Annotated in this window: 17 protein-coding genes; 8 read left to right on the plus strand and 9 right to left on the minus strand. The window is 38.0% G+C overall.

Annotated elements, in window-relative coordinates; translation table 11 throughout:
* The first annotated feature begins 215 nt into the window (after positions 1–215).
* Positions 216–830 (plus strand): sugar O-acetyltransferase, encoded by a 615-nt coding sequence (locus AC1DND_RS00390; RefSeq protein WP_477578176.1) that lies wholly within the window; start codon positions 216–218, stop codon positions 828–830.
* Positions 831–1,069: 239 nt separating this feature from the next.
* On the opposite strand, the gene AC1DND_RS00395 is transcribed toward AC1DND_RS00390, so the two are convergent.
* The gene (locus AC1DND_RS00395) at positions 1,070–1,495 is read right to left on the minus strand and encodes a YybH family protein (RefSeq protein WP_477578177.1); all 426 of its coding nucleotides are present in this window, start codon (positions 1,493–1,495) and stop codon (positions 1,070–1,072) included.
* Between the two features lie 93 nt (positions 1,496–1,588).
* Here AC1DND_RS00395 and AC1DND_RS00400 point away from each other — a divergent pair, with 93 nt between their 5' ends.
* From AC1DND_RS00400 to AC1DND_RS00420, 5 genes are all read left to right on the plus strand, one after another.
* Positions 1,589–2,470 carry a carbohydrate kinase family protein gene (locus tag AC1DND_RS00400; protein ID WP_477578179.1) on the plus strand — a complete coding sequence of 294 codons (882 nt, stop codon included), beginning with the start codon at positions 1,589–1,591 and terminating at the stop codon, positions 2,468–2,470.
* A 363-nt stretch (positions 2,471–2,833) separates the two neighbouring features.
* Positions 2,834–3,931 (plus strand): vWA domain-containing protein, encoded by a 1,098-nt coding sequence (locus tag AC1DND_RS00405; protein WP_131030386.1) that lies wholly within the window; start codon positions 2,834–2,836, stop codon positions 3,929–3,931.
* 159 nt (positions 3,932–4,090) lie between these two features.
* Positions 4,091–5,578, plus strand: coding sequence for a P-loop NTPase family protein (locus AC1DND_RS00410; RefSeq protein WP_477578181.1), 1,488 nt, complete (start codon positions 4,091–4,093; stop codon positions 5,576–5,578).
* Positions 5,579–5,583: 5 nt separating this feature from the next.
* Entirely contained in the window at positions 5,584–6,309 is a 726-nt protein-coding gene (locus AC1DND_RS00415) for an AAA family ATPase (protein ID WP_477578183.1), read from the plus strand.
* 59 nt (positions 6,310–6,368) lie between these two features.
* Entirely contained in the window at positions 6,369–7,619 is a 1,251-nt protein-coding gene (locus tag AC1DND_RS00420; RefSeq protein ID WP_477578185.1) for a metallophosphoesterase, read from the plus strand.
* Between the two features lie 114 nt (positions 7,620–7,733).
* Here AC1DND_RS00420 and AC1DND_RS00425 read toward each other — a convergent pair whose 3' ends face one another.
* The 3 genes from AC1DND_RS00425 to AC1DND_RS00435 form a co-directional block, all read right to left on the minus strand.
* Positions 7,734–8,423, minus strand: coding sequence for a response regulator transcription factor (locus AC1DND_RS00425; protein WP_029274172.1), 690 nt, complete (start codon positions 8,421–8,423; stop codon positions 7,734–7,736).
* 92 nt (positions 8,424–8,515) lie between these two features.
* On the minus strand, positions 8,516–10,189 hold the full coding sequence (locus tag AC1DND_RS00430) for a sensor histidine kinase (protein WP_477578187.1): 1,674 nt from the start codon (positions 10,187–10,189) through the stop codon (positions 8,516–8,518).
* A gap of 3 nt (positions 10,190–10,192) precedes the next feature.
* Positions 10,193–12,076 (minus strand): S9 family peptidase, encoded by a 1,884-nt coding sequence (locus AC1DND_RS00435; RefSeq protein ID WP_477578189.1) that lies wholly within the window; start codon positions 12,074–12,076, stop codon positions 10,193–10,195.
* 228 nt (positions 12,077–12,304) lie between these two features.
* Between AC1DND_RS00435 and AC1DND_RS00440 the strand changes: the two genes are divergently transcribed.
* A complete protein-coding gene (locus AC1DND_RS00440) occupies positions 12,305–14,128 on the plus strand; it encodes a tetratricopeptide repeat protein (protein ID WP_477578191.1) in 1,824 nt (607 codons plus the stop codon).
* A gap of 83 nt (positions 14,129–14,211) precedes the next feature.
* Here the strand turns inward: AC1DND_RS00440 and AC1DND_RS00445 are convergent, their stop codons facing one another.
* Together AC1DND_RS00445 and AC1DND_RS00450 are read right to left on the minus strand one after the other, a co-directional pair.
* Positions 14,212–14,784 (minus strand): GNAT family N-acetyltransferase, encoded by a 573-nt coding sequence (locus tag AC1DND_RS00445; protein ID WP_477578193.1) that lies wholly within the window; start codon positions 14,782–14,784, stop codon positions 14,212–14,214.
* A gap of 17 nt (positions 14,785–14,801) precedes the next feature.
* A complete protein-coding gene (locus AC1DND_RS00450) occupies positions 14,802–15,065 on the minus strand; it encodes a hypothetical protein (protein ID WP_477578194.1) in 264 nt (87 codons plus the stop codon).
* 108 nt (positions 15,066–15,173) lie between these two features.
* Here AC1DND_RS00450 and AC1DND_RS00455 point away from each other — a divergent pair, with 108 nt between their 5' ends.
* Complete coding sequence (locus tag AC1DND_RS00455; protein WP_230144399.1) at positions 15,174–15,476, plus strand: DUF4286 family protein; 303 nt, start codon at positions 15,174–15,176, stop codon at positions 15,474–15,476.
* A 69-nt stretch (positions 15,477–15,545) separates the two neighbouring features.
* Here AC1DND_RS00455 and AC1DND_RS00460 read toward each other — a convergent pair whose 3' ends face one another.
* The 3 genes from AC1DND_RS00460 to dtd all read right to left on the minus strand — a co-directional run bounded on the left by AC1DND_RS00460 (position 15,546) and on the right by dtd (position 17,946).
* On the minus strand, positions 15,546–15,872 hold the full coding sequence (locus tag AC1DND_RS00460; protein ID WP_230144398.1) for a nucleotide pyrophosphohydrolase: 327 nt from the start codon (positions 15,870–15,872) through the stop codon (positions 15,546–15,548).
* Positions 15,862–17,403 (minus strand): glycosyltransferase family 39 protein, encoded by a 1,542-nt coding sequence (locus tag AC1DND_RS00465; protein WP_477578195.1) that lies wholly within the window; start codon positions 17,401–17,403, stop codon positions 15,862–15,864. Before AC1DND_RS00465 ends, AC1DND_RS00460 begins: the two co-directional genes overlap by 11 nt.
* Before the next feature lie 90 nt (positions 17,404–17,493).
* Positions 17,494–17,946 carry a D-aminoacyl-tRNA deacylase gene (gene dtd / locus AC1DND_RS00470; RefSeq protein ID WP_477578197.1) on the minus strand — a complete coding sequence of 151 codons (453 nt, stop codon included), beginning with the start codon at positions 17,944–17,946 and terminating at the stop codon, positions 17,494–17,496.
* Position 17,947: the final 1 nt, after the last annotated feature.

The following is a 17,947-nucleotide window of genomic DNA, read 5'->3' on the forward strand; positions in this document are numbered from 1 at the left end:
CGGTGCGATAGACAGTTTAATCAAAATGACTTTTAAAGAAAAATACGCCCACTGGAGAGAGAAAAAAGCAGTTAAAATTGCCGAAAGGGCTTTAGCCAAAGGCAGACCATAGAAAAGTATTGAAAAAGTAAAATACAACGGGGCATCGGTTACGATAGCCCCGTTTTTGTTATTATTGCGCTTAAACACCTGAAATTAAAAATCAGACACCTAAGATGGAAAACAATATCCTTAGCGAAAAAGAAAAAATGCTGGCTGGCAAAGCCTATCTGGCTGGCGGCGAAGAACTATCAAAAGAAAGATTAAAAGCGCGTGAAATTGTTTTCGAGTTTAATAACCTAGCGCCAAAATTTATCAAACAACGAAAAGAGTTATTAAAAAGGTTATTCGGGAAAACAGAGCGGATGTTTTATGTGGAACCTCCATTTAGATGCGATTATGGCTACAACATCGAAATTGGCGATAATTTTTACGCAAATTTTAACCTTGTTATTTTAGATTGCGCCAAGGTACGCATTGGCAATAGCGTTTTTATTGCACCAAATGTGGCTATTTATACCGCAGGCCATCCTATTCATGCACATTTACGCGATCAGGAATATGAATGGGCACAGGAAGTGACCATTGGCAACAGTGTTTGGATCGGTGGAAATGTAGTGATTAATCCAGGGGTAAAAATCGGATCTAATGTGGTCATCGGATCAGGTAGTATTGTAACCAGGGATATTCCTGATAATGTTTTTGCCGCAGGAAATCCATGTAGGGTAATCCGCCAGTTAACAGATGCAGATAAGGATTATTATTATAAGGATTTTAAGCTGGGGGAGTAATAATTGTCCCGATTTGCAATCGGGATGCATGAAAGTGGCGATTTCATCGCCATTAAATTTATTCTAGAGGCTGTATTATAAACCTAGTTTCATTAGGTTTGTCACGTTGAGCTTGTCGAAACGCCTTATACGGGCTATGGCAGGTCCTTCGACAAGCTCAGGATGACAATTCTATAAGCTTATTGCATTACGATTCCCAATCAAGTTGAGAATGACGATTTGATCAAAACCTTCCATCCTTAGCTGCTATGATCAGCAACTACTTTCCATTCGCCCTTAATTTTTTTAATTAACAAGGTAAAATATCCTTTAAGTTCATCTTTTTCGCGTTTAACATTCCAACTGCCCAATATAAAAGCCAGATCAGGCTTTAAAAAATCGACCTTTTTAATTCCAAACACCAAAAAACCCATTGCCGATTTATCCGGATAGCCCTTCTTATAATTATCCAATGTTTTCTGCCAGCCATAAGTTGGCCCGTTTTTACCTACAAAAAGTAAACTATCCGATTTTTCATAACCCTGCATAAAGGCTTCAACATCGCCTTTGTTCCAATCCGTGCGTTGCTTTTCGAGTAAATTAAGTATGGCTTGTTTATCATTTGCATTTTGAGCAAAAGCGCTAAAAGAAGTTAAAAACAATGCAATTACAAGTATTCTTTTCATGGTTATTTAAGTTGAGGTAAAAATTAAAGATAAGAAACAAATTATTTTGTTCCATGCGTAAAAATTCTTTATTTACATATCTATAAATCTCCTATGCAAAATAAAGTAATCACAATTGGCGAAATACTCTGGGATGTTTTCCCAGAGGGTAAAAAAGCTGGCGGCTCGAGCATGAACGTTGCGCTTAATTTGCATAAACAAAGTATAGATAGCAGTTTTATTAGCGCAATTGGTGATGATGAAAATGGAAAAGAGCTATTTGATTTTCTAGCCAGCAGTCATTTTGCAACTGATTTGATTCAGGTAAACACCGAGTTACCAACCAGTACGGTTGTTGTGCGGTTGGATGAAAACCATCAGGCCACTTATACGATTAAACAACCTGTAGCATGGGATGACATCAAAATCAACGATAAAAACATAGCCGCCGTAAAACAGGCAGATGCATTGGTATATTGCAGCTTAACCTGTAGAGCGGAAGAATCTAAAAAAACTATCCTTACGCTCTTAGAAAATGCAAAGACTAAAATCTTTGACATAAACCTCCGTGCTCCTTTTTATACAAAAGAATTAATTGGAACGCTTTTGGCAAAAGCGGATATCCTAAAAATAAATGAAGATGAAATTTTATGGGTGAAAGAAGCGTTTGCTTTAACTGGCAATACCGATGAGCAACTTTTAAAGCAACTTTCCAGTCAGTTTAACATTGAAATCATCTGTCTCACACTTGGTGATAAAGGCGCCTGTGTGTTAAAAGATGGCAAGTTGTTTAAACATGCTGGTTACAAAGTACAAGTGGCCGATACAGTTGGTGCCGGTGATGCCTTTTTAGCCACATTTATTGCCTGTTACCTACAAGGTTACCCTATGGAGACCACATTAGATAACGCCTGCAAAGTTGGGGCATTTGTAGCCTCTCAGCCTGGCGCAAATCCAGAGTACAATAAAAAGATTTATCATATGGCCTTGGGGTAAGCCTTCGTAGACCTCGCAGGTTTTAAAAACCTGCGAGGTCTACCCTAAAACGGTGGGTTTTGCGTTAGGGATTGTAAGGGTTCAGTACCGATTAAGCATCTGTTTTTATTTAATTACGGTATGCTTGCTTGTTTCACAGGTCTTTATCGGTACCGAAGCGAAGCGCAGCCCTGAAAAGCCCGCCCCTTTCCCGTTTTTCACGGGATTGGGAAACGCCCAGATCAGTTTGACAGTTTTAAATTGGCAATTTGCAGTTCAATCTGCTTTGGTCTTTTACCTTTCTGCTTTGTTCCAAATATGACACCGCGCTTAAATTAATACAAAGCGAAACTTTTATCTTCGATAAATCGTTAATACAAGCACATGAGAGGTTTTCGTTTTTCTGATTATAAGCCGGGCGATACGCCAAAGGGTGGGTTTGATGAGTTGCTGAAATTATTTAGCGAACTGCTGAATTATACAGCTGGAGATGCAGCAGAGGCTTTAAGCTGGCTGAACGAGCTCGACAAACAATATAAACTAACCAATAACGATTACGGCATTGGTAATTTTATCGACGATCTGAAAGACAAAGGTTATCTTACGGAAGACAATCAATCTGGGGAATTTAAAATTACAGCCAAAACCGAACAGACTATCCGCAAATCGGCCCTTGATGAAATTTTCGGGAAACTAAAAAAGTCAGGACGGGGAAATCACAACAGTAACCAATCAGGAGTTGGTGAAGAAAAAAATGCCGATAGACGCGAATACAGCTTTGGGGATAGTTTGGATCAGATTGATATGACGGCTTCTATCCACAATGCGCAGATTAACCATGGGATTGGTGATTTCACCTTAACCGATCGCGATCTGGAAGTAGAGGAAAAGGATTTTAAAACCTTAACATCTACCGTATTGATGATCGATATTTCGCACTCGATGATCTTATATGGCGAAGACCGGATTACCCCTGCAAAAAAAGTTGCGATGGCTTTGGCCGAGCTGATTAAAACGAAATACCCTAAAGATACTTTAGACATTGTGGTTTTCGGAAATGACGCCTGGCCAATTAGCGTGAAAGACCTACCTTATTTACAGGTTGGTCCTTACCATACCAATACTTATGCGGGATTAGAATTGGCTGCTGATTTACTCCGTCGCAGGAAAACGCATAATAAGCAGATTTTCATGATTACCGACGGAAAACCAACCTGCTTAAAAGAAAATGGCAAATACTATAAAAACAGTATGGGTTTGGATAGGAAGGTAATTAATAAAACCTTAAACATGGCTGCCCAATGTAAGCGCCTGAAGATCCCGATTACTACATTTATGATTGCCAAAGACCCTTACCTGCAACAGTTTGTGCGCCAGTTTACAGAAATTAATGGCGGCAGGGCTTTTTATAGCTCATTAAATGGCTTGGGCGAATACATTTTTGAAGATTACATTAAAAACAGACGTAAGACGGTTAAATAAGGTAGAGGGCAAAAGGTGGAAGGTTTAAGGTAAAACCTAAAGCCGAAAAGACCTATTTAACGAGTCTTAGAAACATTTAAACAAGGGAAGATTTAGCGATTGATGTTGCGTGCTGCAACCTTAAACCCTAAACCTTAAACCTTAAACCCATTTTAAAAGATGCAAAACACCACATTAGGCGAATTAAAAACCACAGGATATAAATCGAGATCTGTAAAGGAAGAGCTTAGGGAAAATCTGATTAAAGTTCTCCGCGATAAAAAAACCGATTTTGAGGGCATTATCGGCTATGATGAAACGGTGATTCCTGAATTGCAAACGGCCATTTTATCGCGCCACAATATTTTACTTTTAGGTTTGCGTGGGCAGGCTAAAACACGGATTGCCCGTTTAATGGTAAACCTATTGGATGAATATGTACCATACGTGGCCGGGAGTGAAATTTTTGATGATCCGTTGAACCCGATTTCTTGGTATGCTAAAAACGAAATTGCCATAAAAGGAGATGATACCGGAATTGCCTGGTTGCACCGTAGCGAAAGGTATACCGAAAAACTGGCCACGCCCGACGTTACTGTTGCCGATTTAATTGGCGATGTTGACCCCATTAAAGCCGCAACATTGAAATTAACCTATAATGATGAGCGTGTAATCCACTTTGGATTAATTCCGCGTGCACACCGCAGCATTTTCGTGATTAATGAGCTTCCGGATTTACAGGCCCGTATCCAGGTGGCATTATTTAACATGCTGCAGGAGAAAGATATCCAGATCCGTGGTTTTAAACTCCGTTTACCCCTGGATATTCAGTTTGTATTTACCGCAAACCCTGAAGATTACACCAACCGTGGAAGCATTGTTACACCTTTGAAAGATAGGATTGAAAGTCAGATTTTGACGCACTATCCTAAAACCATCGAAATTTCGCGCAAAATTACTTTTCAAGAGGCAAAATTAACCACCGATCAAAAAGCCAATATTGAGGCCGATGGTTTGGTAAAGGATTTAATCGAGCAGATTGCTTTTGAGGCACGTAAAAGTGAATATATCGATCAGAAATCGGGTGTTTCAGCCAGATTAACCATTTCGGCTTATGAAAATTTAATCAGCAYGGCTGAAAGAAGAATGCTGATTGCAGACGAGAAAAATACTTTTGTACGTTTATCTGACCTTGCAGGAATTATCCCGGCAATAACCGGTAAAATAGAACTGGTTTACGAAGGCGAACTGGAAGGGCCAGCGCATGTAGCTACAACCTTAATCGGTAAAGCGGTTAAAACGTTGTTTGCGCGTTACTTCCCTGATCCTGAAAAAGCAAAGAAAAGTAAAACGGCCAATCCTTATACCGAAGTAACTGAATGGTTTACGGAAGGCAACAATGTAGATGTTACCGATGCTTTAACCAATGCACAGTATAAAAAAGCGCTGATGCTGGTCCCAAGTTTATACGATCTGGTAAAGAAGTTTCATCCTAAATTAAGCGAAAATCAAACTTTATTGTTAATGGAGTTCGTATTGCATGGTTTAGCTGAATATTCGCAATTAAGCAAAAATTATTTAAATGGCGGCTTCGGTTTCTCTGATATGTTTGGCAGTTTATTTAACGCCGAATTTGACGAAGAAGAGGACGAAGACGATTTCAGATAAAATCAATGGAGTTTAACGGATATCTTTTATCGCTAAGGTTAAAACAAGAGAACCTTCCTAATGGGTATCCGTTTAATATTCCATGCTTAAAATCTTTTGAAAAGTTAGACTTCCATCCTAATGTTACATTTTTTACTGGCGAAAACGGGGTTGGAAAATCGACCCTGATTGAAGCTATTGCAGTTTATCTTGGTTTCAATGCAGAGGGTGGCAGTAAAAACTTCAACTTTAGAACTTCAGAAACACATTCAGTTTTGCATAGTTATTTAGCGATAACTAAAAGTTTTAAACAAATTAAGGATGGTTTCTTTTTAAGGGGAGAAAGTTTTTATAATGTTGCTAGTGAGGTTGATAAATTGCAAGCGATAGAATCATATGGGCATATTTCCTTACACGAACAATCGCACGGGGAATCGTTTTGGTCACTATTTACGAACCGATTTTGGGGCAATGGTGTTTATATCCTCGATGAGCCCGAATCGGCGCTTTCTGCTACTAAACAAATAGCCATGTTATCCAAAATTAATAATCTGGTAAACAAAAATGCCCAATTCATTATAGCCACACACTCTCCGATCTTATTATCCTACCCCAATGCCTGGATATACGAAATGTCGGGAAATAAAATAGCTAAGGTTAAATATGAGGAATCGGAAGTTTACAGGGTTTACAAAGCCTTTTTAGATCATCCTCAACGAATATTAAATAATATATTTACTTCAAATACTTAATTTAGACGGGTCAAAAGAACCTGTCTTATTTTTTAATTTAACCCGAATAACCCGATCGTATGGGAAGACTACCTTTCATCATTGCCGCCTGCATATTCATCATTGCTTTTGATATTTATTGTTACAAAGCCATAATCGCTGTTTTTAAAAAATGGAAACCGACCACTAAAAAAGTATTCGCTATTGCCTATTGGAGTTATAGCCTACTCTTAATTTTCGGCGTTTTCTGCGGCATTTACCTCAACCTTTTCCTTACGTTAAGAGCTATTATTTTGGTTGCCTTCTTTTTAACCGTTGCCTGTAAACTGGCTATGCTTCCATTTTTGATCTTGGATGATTTACGAAGGTTATTCATTAAATTTTTCAGGAGGAACAAAAAAAGTGAAGTTTCTACAGCACAAAATACAACAGCAGAACCCATTTCACGCTCTGAGTTTTTGGTTAAGGCCGGATTGGTGGCAGCAGCAGTACCCTTAACTTCATTAAGCTGGGGCATTATTTCTGGCGCATACGATTATCAGGTACGACGGGTAAATTTAATCCTCCCTAACCTACCCAAAGCTTTCGACGGCATTACCATGGGGCAGATTTCGGATATCCACTCTGGAAGCTTTTACAATAAAACAGCCGTAAAGGGCGGTGTAGAAATGCTATTGGGCGAGAAACCCGATTTCGTTTTTTTCACCGGCGATTTAGTGAATAACCTTACCAACGAGGTAAGAGATTATCAGGATATATTTTCGAAAGTAAAAGCACCTCTAGGTGTATATTCAACATTGGGAAACCACGATTATGGTGATTATTTTTTTGGCAAAGAATCTTCTCCTGCCAAGGTAAAAAACCTGAAAGATATGGTTGATGTGCATAAAGTAATGGGATACGATTTACTAATGAACGAAAACCGGAGATTAAAAGTAGATGGAGAAGAAATCGGGATTTTAGGTATTGAAAACTGGGGAATGGGCCGCTTCCCTAAATATGGAAAAATGGAGCTTGCAGTTCAGCATACAGACGATTTACCGGTTAAACTTTTGCTTAGTCACGATCCTTCGCACTGGCGTGGAGAGGTTTTAAAGAAATATCCACAAATAGATGCGATGTTTAGCGGACACACCCACGGAATGCAGTTTGGCGTTCGTTTCAAAGAGGTTCAATGGAGCCCGGTGCAATACATTTACAAAGAATGGGCGGGTTTGTACCAGGAGCAAAAACAACAGCTTTATGTTAATGTGGGCTATGGCTTTTTAGGTTATCCGGGCAGGGTTGGTATTTTACCTGAGATTACAATATTTACTTTGAAGAGGGCTTAGACTAAACATGAGTGAGTTTTGAATGAGTGAGTTTTGAATGATTGAATGAGAGAATATCGGCATCAGGCCTAAAACATTCGCTAATTCAATCATTCTCTCATTCAAGAATTATATTTATCCCGCGTTAAAGCGATAACCTACCCCCCTAACAGTTTGTAATAACTGCGGATTATCAGGGTTCAATTCTATCTTCTTACGTAAACGCACAATATGCATATCAAGCGTTCTTGTATTCACATCAGAGTTGTAGCCCCACACCACCAACATCAATTCATCACGGTTGATAACTTTACCTGGGTTGCGCAAGAAATAAAGGAGGATACGGTTTTCCAATATCGTTAACTCGATCTTCTTTCCATCCCTAAACAACGTGTGGATGTTTGGATGATGTTCCATATTACCAAAACGGTGAATTTCGGCCGTATCTTTATTCACAATAAATTTCACCTTACTCTCCAACATCGCAACCAAAACATCCATATTAAATGGTTTGGTAATATAATCAGATGCACCAAAGTTATAGGCGTCAATTTTATCAACATCCTGCGCTTTAGCAGTCATCATAATGATCAGGTTTTCGAATCCTTGCTTGCGCACATTCTCACAAACTTCGGCACCCTGTTTACCCGGCATCATCCAATCCAATAAAACAATATCAGGCTGATCGGCAACAATCATTCTTTCACCAGCTTCGCCATCATTTGCTTCAAGCACAGTATAACCTTCAGCCTTTAAACGGTGGGCCACAAGAAAGCGAAGATTTTCATCATCTTCTACAATTAATATTTTTACTTCTTTTGACATTTGTATGTGTGTTTTATATGCGGTTGTAATGTTGAAACGCTGTAATGTTTAAAGGGTTAAACTCAACTTTACAACCTTCCAACTCCTAAAATTTAACTATTATAAGGCAGCACAATCTTAAATTCAGTACCACTTCCTACTTTACTTTTTACAGAGATTTCTCCCTCCATAAAGTTAACCAGTTCTTTGCAGAATGCCAAACCCAGGCCTACACTGCCCATTTGGTTATATTCATTCTGTATCCTGAAAAACTTCTTAAATATATTGTTTAATTCTGATGCTGCGATACCTATTCCCTTATCGGCAAACCGAAAAACCAGCACCCCTTTAATCAACTTTGCACTAATGTGTAATTTTTTCTGTTCTGGTTTCGAATATTTGTAGGCATTCTCTGCCRGATTATCGAATAAACTCCCCAATAATACCGGATCGGTAATAAAGGTTTTAAAGCCCACCACCTCGTAGGTAATATTAAAATCGGGATGTTTTAATGTATGCGATTCGATGGTACTTTCAATAAAATCTACAATATTAACTTCTTCCTGATTCAGCTTAATCGCCTTATTTTCAATCTGCGTAAAGGCCAGTAATTTGTTCATTAAGCCATTCAGCTTGTCGGCTTCTTCATCCAGTATCTTGCCATAAAGTTGCTGTTCCCTCTGGCTTAATGTAGTAGCACTTTTAATATTGTTTCCCGCAATCTTAATCACGCTGACGGGCGTTTTAAACTCATGCGTAAGGTTATTCACAAAATCGTACTGCAGCTTAAACATTTTGCTATTGATATTCAGGTTACGGTAAATCAAAAAAGCAACCAATAAAAGTACGCCGTATACCAATAAAAGCACCAGGGCGATCGGCATGAAGTAAATAAAAATTTCTTTCTTGATGTAAGATCTTGATGAAATAAGGTAGAGTTTAAAATCAGAAAATGCGCCCGGCAGAGCAATTTCGGTATTAATATTTTCGTCAGAAGTATCAATCGGATCGTAAGTCAACGGCTCAATCCTGATCGTTTGGTACAACAATGGCCTGGTATTGATGATCTTTATTTTATGTGCATCGAGATTAAAAACCAGTACATCCTGTTGATAAACAGGCGCTGGATTTAACTTCCGTCTGATCATATCTTTATAGGCCCTTAAATCTTCCCGACGCGGAATATTTAAATAGGTGATTTTATTTTCATTCGAGTTAACGATAGAAAAATTAGTAAACAATTCCTCTTGTGTAGGTACCGATGCTGTATCCAGATCCTCAACAAAAGTGGCAAGTTTTATGGCTATTGCATTAAAATCGCTCCCCACATTAAAAGATCTGGTATCATCTTCTGAATATAATTTTACCGAATCGGGTTTAACACCTTTGCCAAACTGAAAAATAGATTTAGGGCCAATACCTAAGTGGTTTGCGTTGATCCCATCTTTTACGGGAACATTCTTTACCTCTGTATCGTAAAAAGTAACCTTCGAGATAAAAGGATATTTTAACATCACGGTATCTACAAACTTTGCTGCTGTAGAAGAATCTAAAAAGCCACTATAATACGAAATCTCGGGCATTTTATTCTGAAAGAAATCGTTATAAGGCTTAATACTCTGCTCTAGCACGTTTACTTTCTCAGATACAAAATCGTTCTCAATCGATTTCTTGCTGTAGTTAAACGCTAAAAAAAGCGATAGAATAAAAAGAATGGAAATGAGTACAATGAAGGTTATACCGAGCGAGAAATTTTTACGATATCCACTTTTTTTATCTAAGGCCATACCCTATTTCTTACCTAGATTTTCCTGTAAAAATTCTTCTAATGCTTTGTACAGAGCAGTTCTACTTTGTTGACGTACTATAGGGTTTGGACCTTCTTCCTTTTCGATATAGGTAACCTGAACATTCCGTTTTTTCAGCTCTTTAATAAACTGAACACCTTCCGCTACATTAACACGAGGATCTTTAGGATTCTGTGCTATAAACACAGGCGCTTTAAACCGGTCGGCATGGAAAACAGGTGATGCAAACCGCATATAATCGGTATCTGTTACCGGATTGCCAACAATTTCATAATACATCTGCAAATTCGCTTTTAAAAACGGTGGGATGGTTTTCAGGTAACTAAACAAATTGATTACTCCTGAATTTGATCCACCACATTTATAAAGATCGGGATTTTTATACAAACAATTTAATGCAATATAACCGCCAAAACCATTGCCATAAATGGCGATTTTTTTAGGATTGGCAATTTTTTTGGCAATTAACCATTTTACACCATCGTTAACGTCTTCCTGGATTTTATCGCTCCACTGCTTAAAACCAGCGGCATAAAAAGATTTACCATAGCCGGTAGACCCACGATAGTTTACCTGCAAAACAGCATAACCACGGTTAGCCAAAAATTGAACTTCTGCATTATAGCCCCAACTATTTCTCCCTGCAGGGCCATTATGTGGCAGAACCACTACAGGCAAATTAACAGCCTTTTTATTTTTGGGTAAGGTTAAATAACCGTTAATGGTTAAATTATCCGAACTTTTAAAACAGATTGGTTTCATGACACTCATATCGCCCTGTTTAATAGATGGGCTAATATCAGTTAGTTTTTTAAGTTTATTCTCGCTAACGGTATAGAGATAATAGGAACCCGGATTTTTATCAGTAAATGTTCTTACCACAAAAACCTTGTCCATTTTATCTTTATCCATAATTTTCCATTCGGTACCTGGCAAAAGCCGATCTATTTTGGAATAGGTAATCTTCGTACTGTCATCCAGGTAATATTTTTCCTTTTTCCAGGTTTCGCAGGTTACAAAAAGCATTTTCTTTTGTGGTCGCGAATATTTTGCATCTACTACATTTAAGGTATCGTTTGCAAAAAGCACTTGTTTCTCTTTACCAGTTTTTAAATCGAGTGCCACTAGTGCATTCTTATCCCTATTTACATTTGAAATGACATAAAGTATATTAGGTTGGCTTTCGGAGAAGGCAACTGGCTGTAAAGTGGTTTCGAAATTATTGGTAATTACCGGAGCAAAGGCCTGGTTTTCGTTTTCCCGGTACATTAAAGTTTCGTTCACCCCATCACTCGCTACAGCAATTTTCAACACCCCTCTGTTATCTGTCATCCATTCGGTAATATTGCCGGGGTTTTTAGCTGCAATATCCATTTTACCATTCCGAACATTTAAGCGGTAAACATCGAAAACTGTCGAATCGCGTTTATTGGATGCAACAATAATGTATTTATCATCAATCAACTGATCTTCTATTACCCTCAACCTGTTTTTCTCGTTTGCACTCAGCTGAACCTGCTTGCTTCCATCTTTATTGATCACGAAAATATCCGATTTACGCTCTTTAGATTCATCTTCAGTATAATAAATCAACTCGTTATTGCTGGTCCAGAAATGAAAACTAATATTCTTCCCATTCAAATGGGTTAACTGAAGACTATTTCCAGTAGCAAGATCTTCAACAAAAAGATCAAGTTTTTTATCATGAAGCTTTAAATAAGAAAGACTTTTCCCGTCCGGAGAAATGCGATAATAGGCTTTATCCTGCGTTTTAAAAAAGTCGTCCACAGGAATAGTATCATTGTTAGCGCCTTTACAGGCCCAGATCAATGCAACCATTAACAATAGAAAAATCTTTTTTAGCATAAATAAATCCTTTACGGGATGACAAAAATAAGTATCATAACAACTTAACTGCGATTTACACCAACAATGTTACTTATGCAATCAATAATAAGTCGTGGTTCAATTTAGTATTTATAAAATACCTACAAAATAAAATACAGGTAACATTTAAAATACGTTTAATATCAATTGATGCTTTAGCTAAAGATGTATTAAAATGTTACATTTAAAACTTATAATTTAGGGTTTATGAACCGCTTGCTTTTCATCATATTCTTATTTCTATCTCTTTGGGCCAACGCACAAATCTTCCGTCCCAATCAACAGATTGCACCTGATGAAAGTAGCCTGGCCATTCAATACTATAATGATGGTGATTATGAAAAAGCAGTTGTGCTACTGGAAAAACTTTATGCCATACCCAATAACGAAGCCTATTTCGACATTTACTTTAATACATTGGTTAAACTGAAGCGTTATGACGTTGCGGAGAAAGTGGTTAAAAGGGAAATAAAAAAAAATCCACAGGGTGATGTTTATCCAATAGCATTGGGCAAACTTTATCAAGAGAAGGGTGATGTACAAGCGGCAAACAAGATTTTTACCGATGTTATTAATAAACTTCCGAAAGATGAATTTAAGATCAGGAATTTAGCCAATAGTTTTTATCGTTTTGAAAATTATGAATTTGCGGTTCAAACTTTTAAGCAGGGAAGAAAACTGTTGGGCAACGATCAACTCTTTGCCTTTGAGCTATTAAATATCTACCGTTTTAAAAAGGATAAGCCCATGCTCATGCAAGAGTACCTTGATGCCATGGGCACCATGCCGCAGCTTTTACCGCAGGCTGAAGCCGTACTGGCATCTATTTTTGAGGACAAAAACGATTACCAAACCTTTCAGGCAGCCATTTTAAGGAAAATACAGAAAGAGCCCGATGCCGAAATTTATATTCAGTTACTTACCTGGAACTATATTCAACAACAGGAATTTGATATGGCCCTGCGCCAACTAATTGCATACGATAAACGCACCAAAGCTGATGGAGGTACCTTGTTTAATGCCATTTATACATTTGTTGACAATGGCGCATACGAAACAGCGATTAAAGCTTACGATTACCTGTTAACTAAAGGAAAAGATAACCAGTATTATCTTCCTTCAAAAATAGAAATGCTCAATACCAAGTATAACCTGCGCACCAACGGGAAATATACAGTAGCCGACCTTGATCTGTTAGCGAAAGATTATCAGGCCTTACTGGACGAAAACGGCAAGAACAGAAACACACTTTTCGCGATAAAAAAACTCGCAAACTTGCAGGCTTACTATTTAAATCAACCCAGTAGTGCAGAAAAAGAACTGGAAGAAGCCATAAAAATGCCTGGCATTAACGATCAGGAGTTAGGCCAACTGAAACTCGATTTAGGCGATATTTATATTTTAACCAACCAACCCTGGGAAGCTTTTTTAGTGTACGAGCAAGTGAGCAAACAATTTGAGGGGCAACCCGTAGGAAATGAAGCACGCTTCAGGAGCGCAAAACTTTCCTTTTATCAGGGTAATTTCGAATACAGCAATGGCCAATGCTTAGTTTTAAAGGCTGCGACTTCACAACTCATTGCAAACGATGCGCTGAATCTGAGTCTACTGATTAACGATAATATTCAAACCCCTGCTGATAGCAACGCACTAAAAATGTATGCCGATGCAGAGATGCTTTTATTCAGAAACCTCCCTGAACGAGCAGTTAAAAAAATGGATAGTATTGCGATAGCGTTTCCACAAAATAGCCTAACCGACGCGATAATGATGAGTAAAGCAAGAATTCTCATCAAAGCCAACGATTTCCAAAAGGCAGCCGATATCTTGAAAAAGGTAACTGAAGATTTTAAAGATGGGATTTGGACAGACGATGCACTTTTTACATTGGGCGATCTTTATGAAAAGAAATTGAACGACATTGCGCAGGCCAAAATCTATTTCCAGAAACTTATTACGGATTACCCGGGGAGCATGTTCAGTGCCGAAGCCAGGAAAAGGTTTAGGAATTTACGCGGAGATGGAGTTTGATTAGTTCAATGGTTCATTAGTCATTAGTGCGTTCGTAATGGTTAATCGGTTAATTGTTGTAACTGGTTAATTGCCCCACACCCTCAACGCCAAACGCTATAACGTTTCCAGTCCCAAACCACAACGTTCCATTCTACCGCGCTGTGATCTGTATAAGTATGAATAACCTCGAAACCAATACGTTTATGTGCATTCATTGACCGTAAATTGATGCTTGCAATTTCGGTGATTGCGAAATCGTATTTAGATTTAAAATAATCTTTATAAGCCCCATAACATTGATCGAACAAACCTTTACCACGATAAGCCTGACTAACGCACACCTGCCCTACAACGATATAGGAATAAGAAGAAATGGATTTACCGTGATATTGCATGTGATCGAAACTTTCGTACATTTCAACCAATCTTGGGATATCATTTTTAGATTCCTCAGTCATTGCTAACACATAAGCCACTACCAATTCTTCATCTTTTGCAATAATGTTGGGTTCGTGCCGATGCATCTTTTCCAGATCATCAAGCGAATGCGAAACGGTAACAAAGCCTTCTTCTTTTATTTGTTCTGGAGTTAAATCTTTCTTTAAGTTTTGCTTTTGAAGCTCAAGAATGCCTTCAAGCTCTTTTGTAGTAGAAGATTTGGTAATGACAATCATTTCTGGATATGGATGGCTTAGGCATCTAATGCAATAATAGTTAAGGTTAGCAACAAAACGAAGCAAATTGCTGCCAAAATTAAAATTCTGGCGCCATGCTGCCTATCGGTTAGTGAATAAGAAAAAACCTTTTCGCCAGTATTTAATGTTCTCTTTTTCTTCATTAAATCCCAACCAATCATCAGCCCTAAAATGCCGCCGAAAATTGCAGTTAGGTACCCAGTATAAATATAATTACGTGTGGAATTGTCTATTTTTTGAGAGTCGTTAGTTCGTATCATGCTTAAAAACAATGGGATTCGTCAAATTTAACAGATTGACACCACTTTAAAGAATAAAATCCATTATCATCAATTTTTTAACATTTATATATTATTTACCTTTGTGCCATGTTTTTATATAATGTTACGCTCATCCTTGATGATGCAGCAGCCGAAGAGTGGTTACAGTGGATGCAAGATGTTCATATCCCTGAAGTGATGGCTACGGGTATGTTTATTTCCAACCGTTTATTAAAGGTTGTAGACTCACCGAACGAAGGGGTAACCTATTGCGCACAGTACGTTGCCGAAACATTAGATCATTACAATAAATACCAGGAAATATTTGCACCTGCTTTACAGGCTGAACTAAACGAAAGATACAAAAACCGCTTTGTGGCATATAGGAGTTTGATGGAGTTCGTTGGCTAAGCCAAAAGAATGATTGAATGCTATTAAATACCCTTCATTCACTCAGTCAAAATTCAATCACTCAATAATTCACTTAAGCTTCTCATTATTCTTGTGCCTATCTGCATCGCGGATGCTCTTTTTTTCAAGGTTCTTTTCTAAAGCATCGGTAAGGTTTATGCCTGTTTGATTAGCCAGACAGATTAAAACGAACATCACGTCGGCCATTTCATCGGCGAGGTTTACCTCTTCGTCGCTTTTTTTAAATGACTGCTCGCCGTATTTACGGGCCATAATACGGGCTACTTCTCCAACCTCTTCCATCAAAATGGCGGTATTAGTGAGTTCGTTAAAATAGCGGATGCCTGTGGTTTTAATCCAATGGTCTACGGTTTCCTGTGCTTCGTTAATGGTCATGTTTTTCTTCTTCTATTTCTGATTTTATAATGCTGCTCACTTTGATATTGGCACCTTCGAGCAAAAACACACCTGCACCTTCTTCTCTCACATAAGGTGTTTTTATTTCCCCAATTTTGGTAATCTTGACAAAAAATGGCTGCTCTCTCTTACGCTGAGGATCTTCATCGTTCCATTCGGTGATCATAATTAAATCCTTGATCGGTTTATCCATTTTAAACCAATAAAGATAATCGGCATTGTACGATACCGCATTTATATTTTTATATTTTGAATAATAGTTAATCGCACCTGCTTGGCCATAATTATCGGCACGTACCAATACGGTAGATTTATCTTTAACCTTCCCGTAAGCAACATCAACAAGTGTTGCCAATTCTTTCCAGCCCTGCATATCGGCATAATCTTGTGGCAGCTGGTGGTTTCTCCCGTCTTCCCATCGCAAGGCACCTACCCGTTCAAATCTCTTATGATGTGCTACAATTTCATCAGGACTATAAACTGGCATAATAAGCGGTATCAAATAAATGAATGAGCCAATATTAAAAGCAAACAGTAATCCCGTTAGTACATATTTCTTTGCTAAAACCCGACTTAAATAATGCGCACCAAAAGCCAGTAAAACCGGATATAAGCCTAATGCATAATAATCTTTTGCCTTAAAATAGCTAAATACAATAAGTGTAAACAGGTAGGAGAGAATAATCCATCTGTATTTGCTGAAATCCTTATAAAAAATCAGGCTGCCAATGCCTGCTAAAAGAATAAAGATCGAATTGATAAAAAAGAGGAACTGTCCGATAAAAAAATCAATCCGGTTTACATGAACCAATTGAGTTGCCTGTAAAAGTTTCATGTGGGCGAGCACCGGAAAGTGATTGTTAATCTGCCAGATTACATTGGGCGAAATGATTAAAAGCGCCAGTAAAATGGCCAGATAAAGATGTTTATCGGTAAATATTTTTCGTTTTGATGTAATGAGTATAGCTGGTAGTAAACCAATTATGAGAAAAAGGATGTTGTATTTATTTAAAAAACCTAAAGCGACAAAAATGGCAAAGGCATACAGGTATCTGGCTTCGTTTTTATCGAAATATTTTAACAGATAATAGAATATAGCTGTCCACGCCAAAACATCGAAAGAATTGGGCTGGTAAAGGGTATTTAGCCTAAGCATGGCAGAACACAGGCAAGCTACAGCAACCAGGCATTTGGCCAGTAAGTTACCCTTTAAAAAACCGACAATTTTCCAGCAGTACAATATGGTGAAGGCGCCTAATAACGCAGGAACAAGCTTTACCACGAAATATCCATTGCCAAAAGCTTTAATAAGCCATGAAAATAGCGAGGTTAACGGCGGAACAGAGGTGAAACCCGCAGCGAGGTGGTTTGCCTGATCTAAATGCAGAAATTCATCACGGTGCAATTCGTAAACTGAATTGACCAATACAAAAGATAACACTAACTTTAAAATCAGAAAAAACACAAGACAACTGTACTCCGCTAGCTGGTTCGGATTTTTACCCTTCATATTAGCTTAGGTTAAATTTTGGAAATAAATTAATATTGTTTTTTGACAAAAAAAGACTTAATAAGTTACGCCGCTATTGTTTAAATTTAATTATTCCTTATCTTTTGTATCAATCAAAATTGTAACTGGTCCATCGTTTAAAAGTGCGATTTTCATATCAGCACCAAAAATTCCGGTTTTTACTTTTTTACCCAATAAAGCCGATAGCTTTTCAATCATTTTCTCGTAAAGTGGAATCGCCACATCTGGTCGTGCTGCCCTTGTAAAACCTGGACGGTTTCCTTTTTTGGTAGATGCAAATAAGGTAAACTGACTGATCAATAAAATATCTCCGCTCACATCGGCAAGTGCTTTATTCATCATTCCGTTTTCATCTCCAAAAACACGCATACCGATAATTTTCTGTGCTAACCAATCCAAATCCTCTAAAGCATCGGCATCTTCTATGCCTAACAACACTAAAAATCCGGTATCAATCGCTCCCGTAACCTCACCATCAACTGTGCAACTTGCCTGTGTAACTCTTTGTAAAACTGCTCGCATT

Source organism: Pedobacter sp. 01N416, from assembly GCF_056399685.1.

Bases quoted from the DNA above. Each gene is read 5' to 3' on its own strand.
- AC1DND_RS00390 (WP_477578176.1), top strand. From the start codon at position 216: ATGGAAAACAATATCCTTAGCGAAAAAGAAAAAATGCTGGCTGGCAAA.
- AC1DND_RS00395 (WP_477578177.1), bottom strand. From the start codon at position 1,495: ATGAAAAGAATACTTGTAATTGCATTGTTTTTAACTTCTTTTAGCGCT.
- AC1DND_RS00400 (WP_477578179.1), top strand. From the start codon at position 1,589: ATGCAAAATAAAGTAATCACAATTGGCGAAATACTCTGGGATGTTTTC.
- AC1DND_RS00405 (WP_131030386.1), top strand. From the start codon at position 2,834: ATGAGAGGTTTTCGTTTTTCTGATTATAAGCCGGGCGATACGCCAAAG.
- AC1DND_RS00415 (WP_477578183.1), top strand. From the start codon at position 5,584: ATGGAGTTTAACGGATATCTTTTATCGCTAAGGTTAAAACAAGAGAAC.
- AC1DND_RS00420 (WP_477578185.1), top strand. From the start codon at position 6,369: ATGGGAAGACTACCTTTCATCATTGCCGCCTGCATATTCATCATTGCT.
- AC1DND_RS00425 (WP_029274172.1), bottom strand. From the start codon at position 8,423: ATGTCAAAAGAAGTAAAAATATTAATTGTAGAAGATGATGAAAATCTT.
- AC1DND_RS00435 (WP_477578189.1), bottom strand. From the start codon at position 12,076: ATGCTAAAAAAGATTTTTCTATTGTTAATGGTTGCATTGATCTGGGCC.
- AC1DND_RS00440 (WP_477578191.1), top strand. From the start codon at position 12,305: ATGAACCGCTTGCTTTTCATCATATTCTTATTTCTATCTCTTTGGGCC.
- AC1DND_RS00445 (WP_477578193.1), bottom strand. From the start codon at position 14,784: ATGATTGTCATTACCAAATCTTCTACTACAAAAGAGCTTGAAGGCATT.
- AC1DND_RS00450 (WP_477578194.1), bottom strand. From the start codon at position 15,065: ATGATACGAACTAACGACTCTCAAAAAATAGACAATTCCACACGTAAT.
- AC1DND_RS00455 (WP_230144399.1), top strand. From the start codon at position 15,174: ATGTTTTTATATAATGTTACGCTCATCCTTGATGATGCAGCAGCCGAA.
- AC1DND_RS00460 (WP_230144398.1), bottom strand. From the start codon at position 15,872: ATGACCATTAACGAAGCACAGGAAACCGTAGACCATTGGATTAAAACC.
- AC1DND_RS00465 (WP_477578195.1), bottom strand. From the start codon at position 17,403: ATGAAGGGTAAAAATCCGAACCAGCTAGCGGAGTACAGTTGTCTTGTG.
- dtd (WP_477578197.1), bottom strand. From the start codon at position 17,946: ATGCGAGCAGTTTTACAAAGAGTTACACAGGCAAGTTGCACAGTTGAT.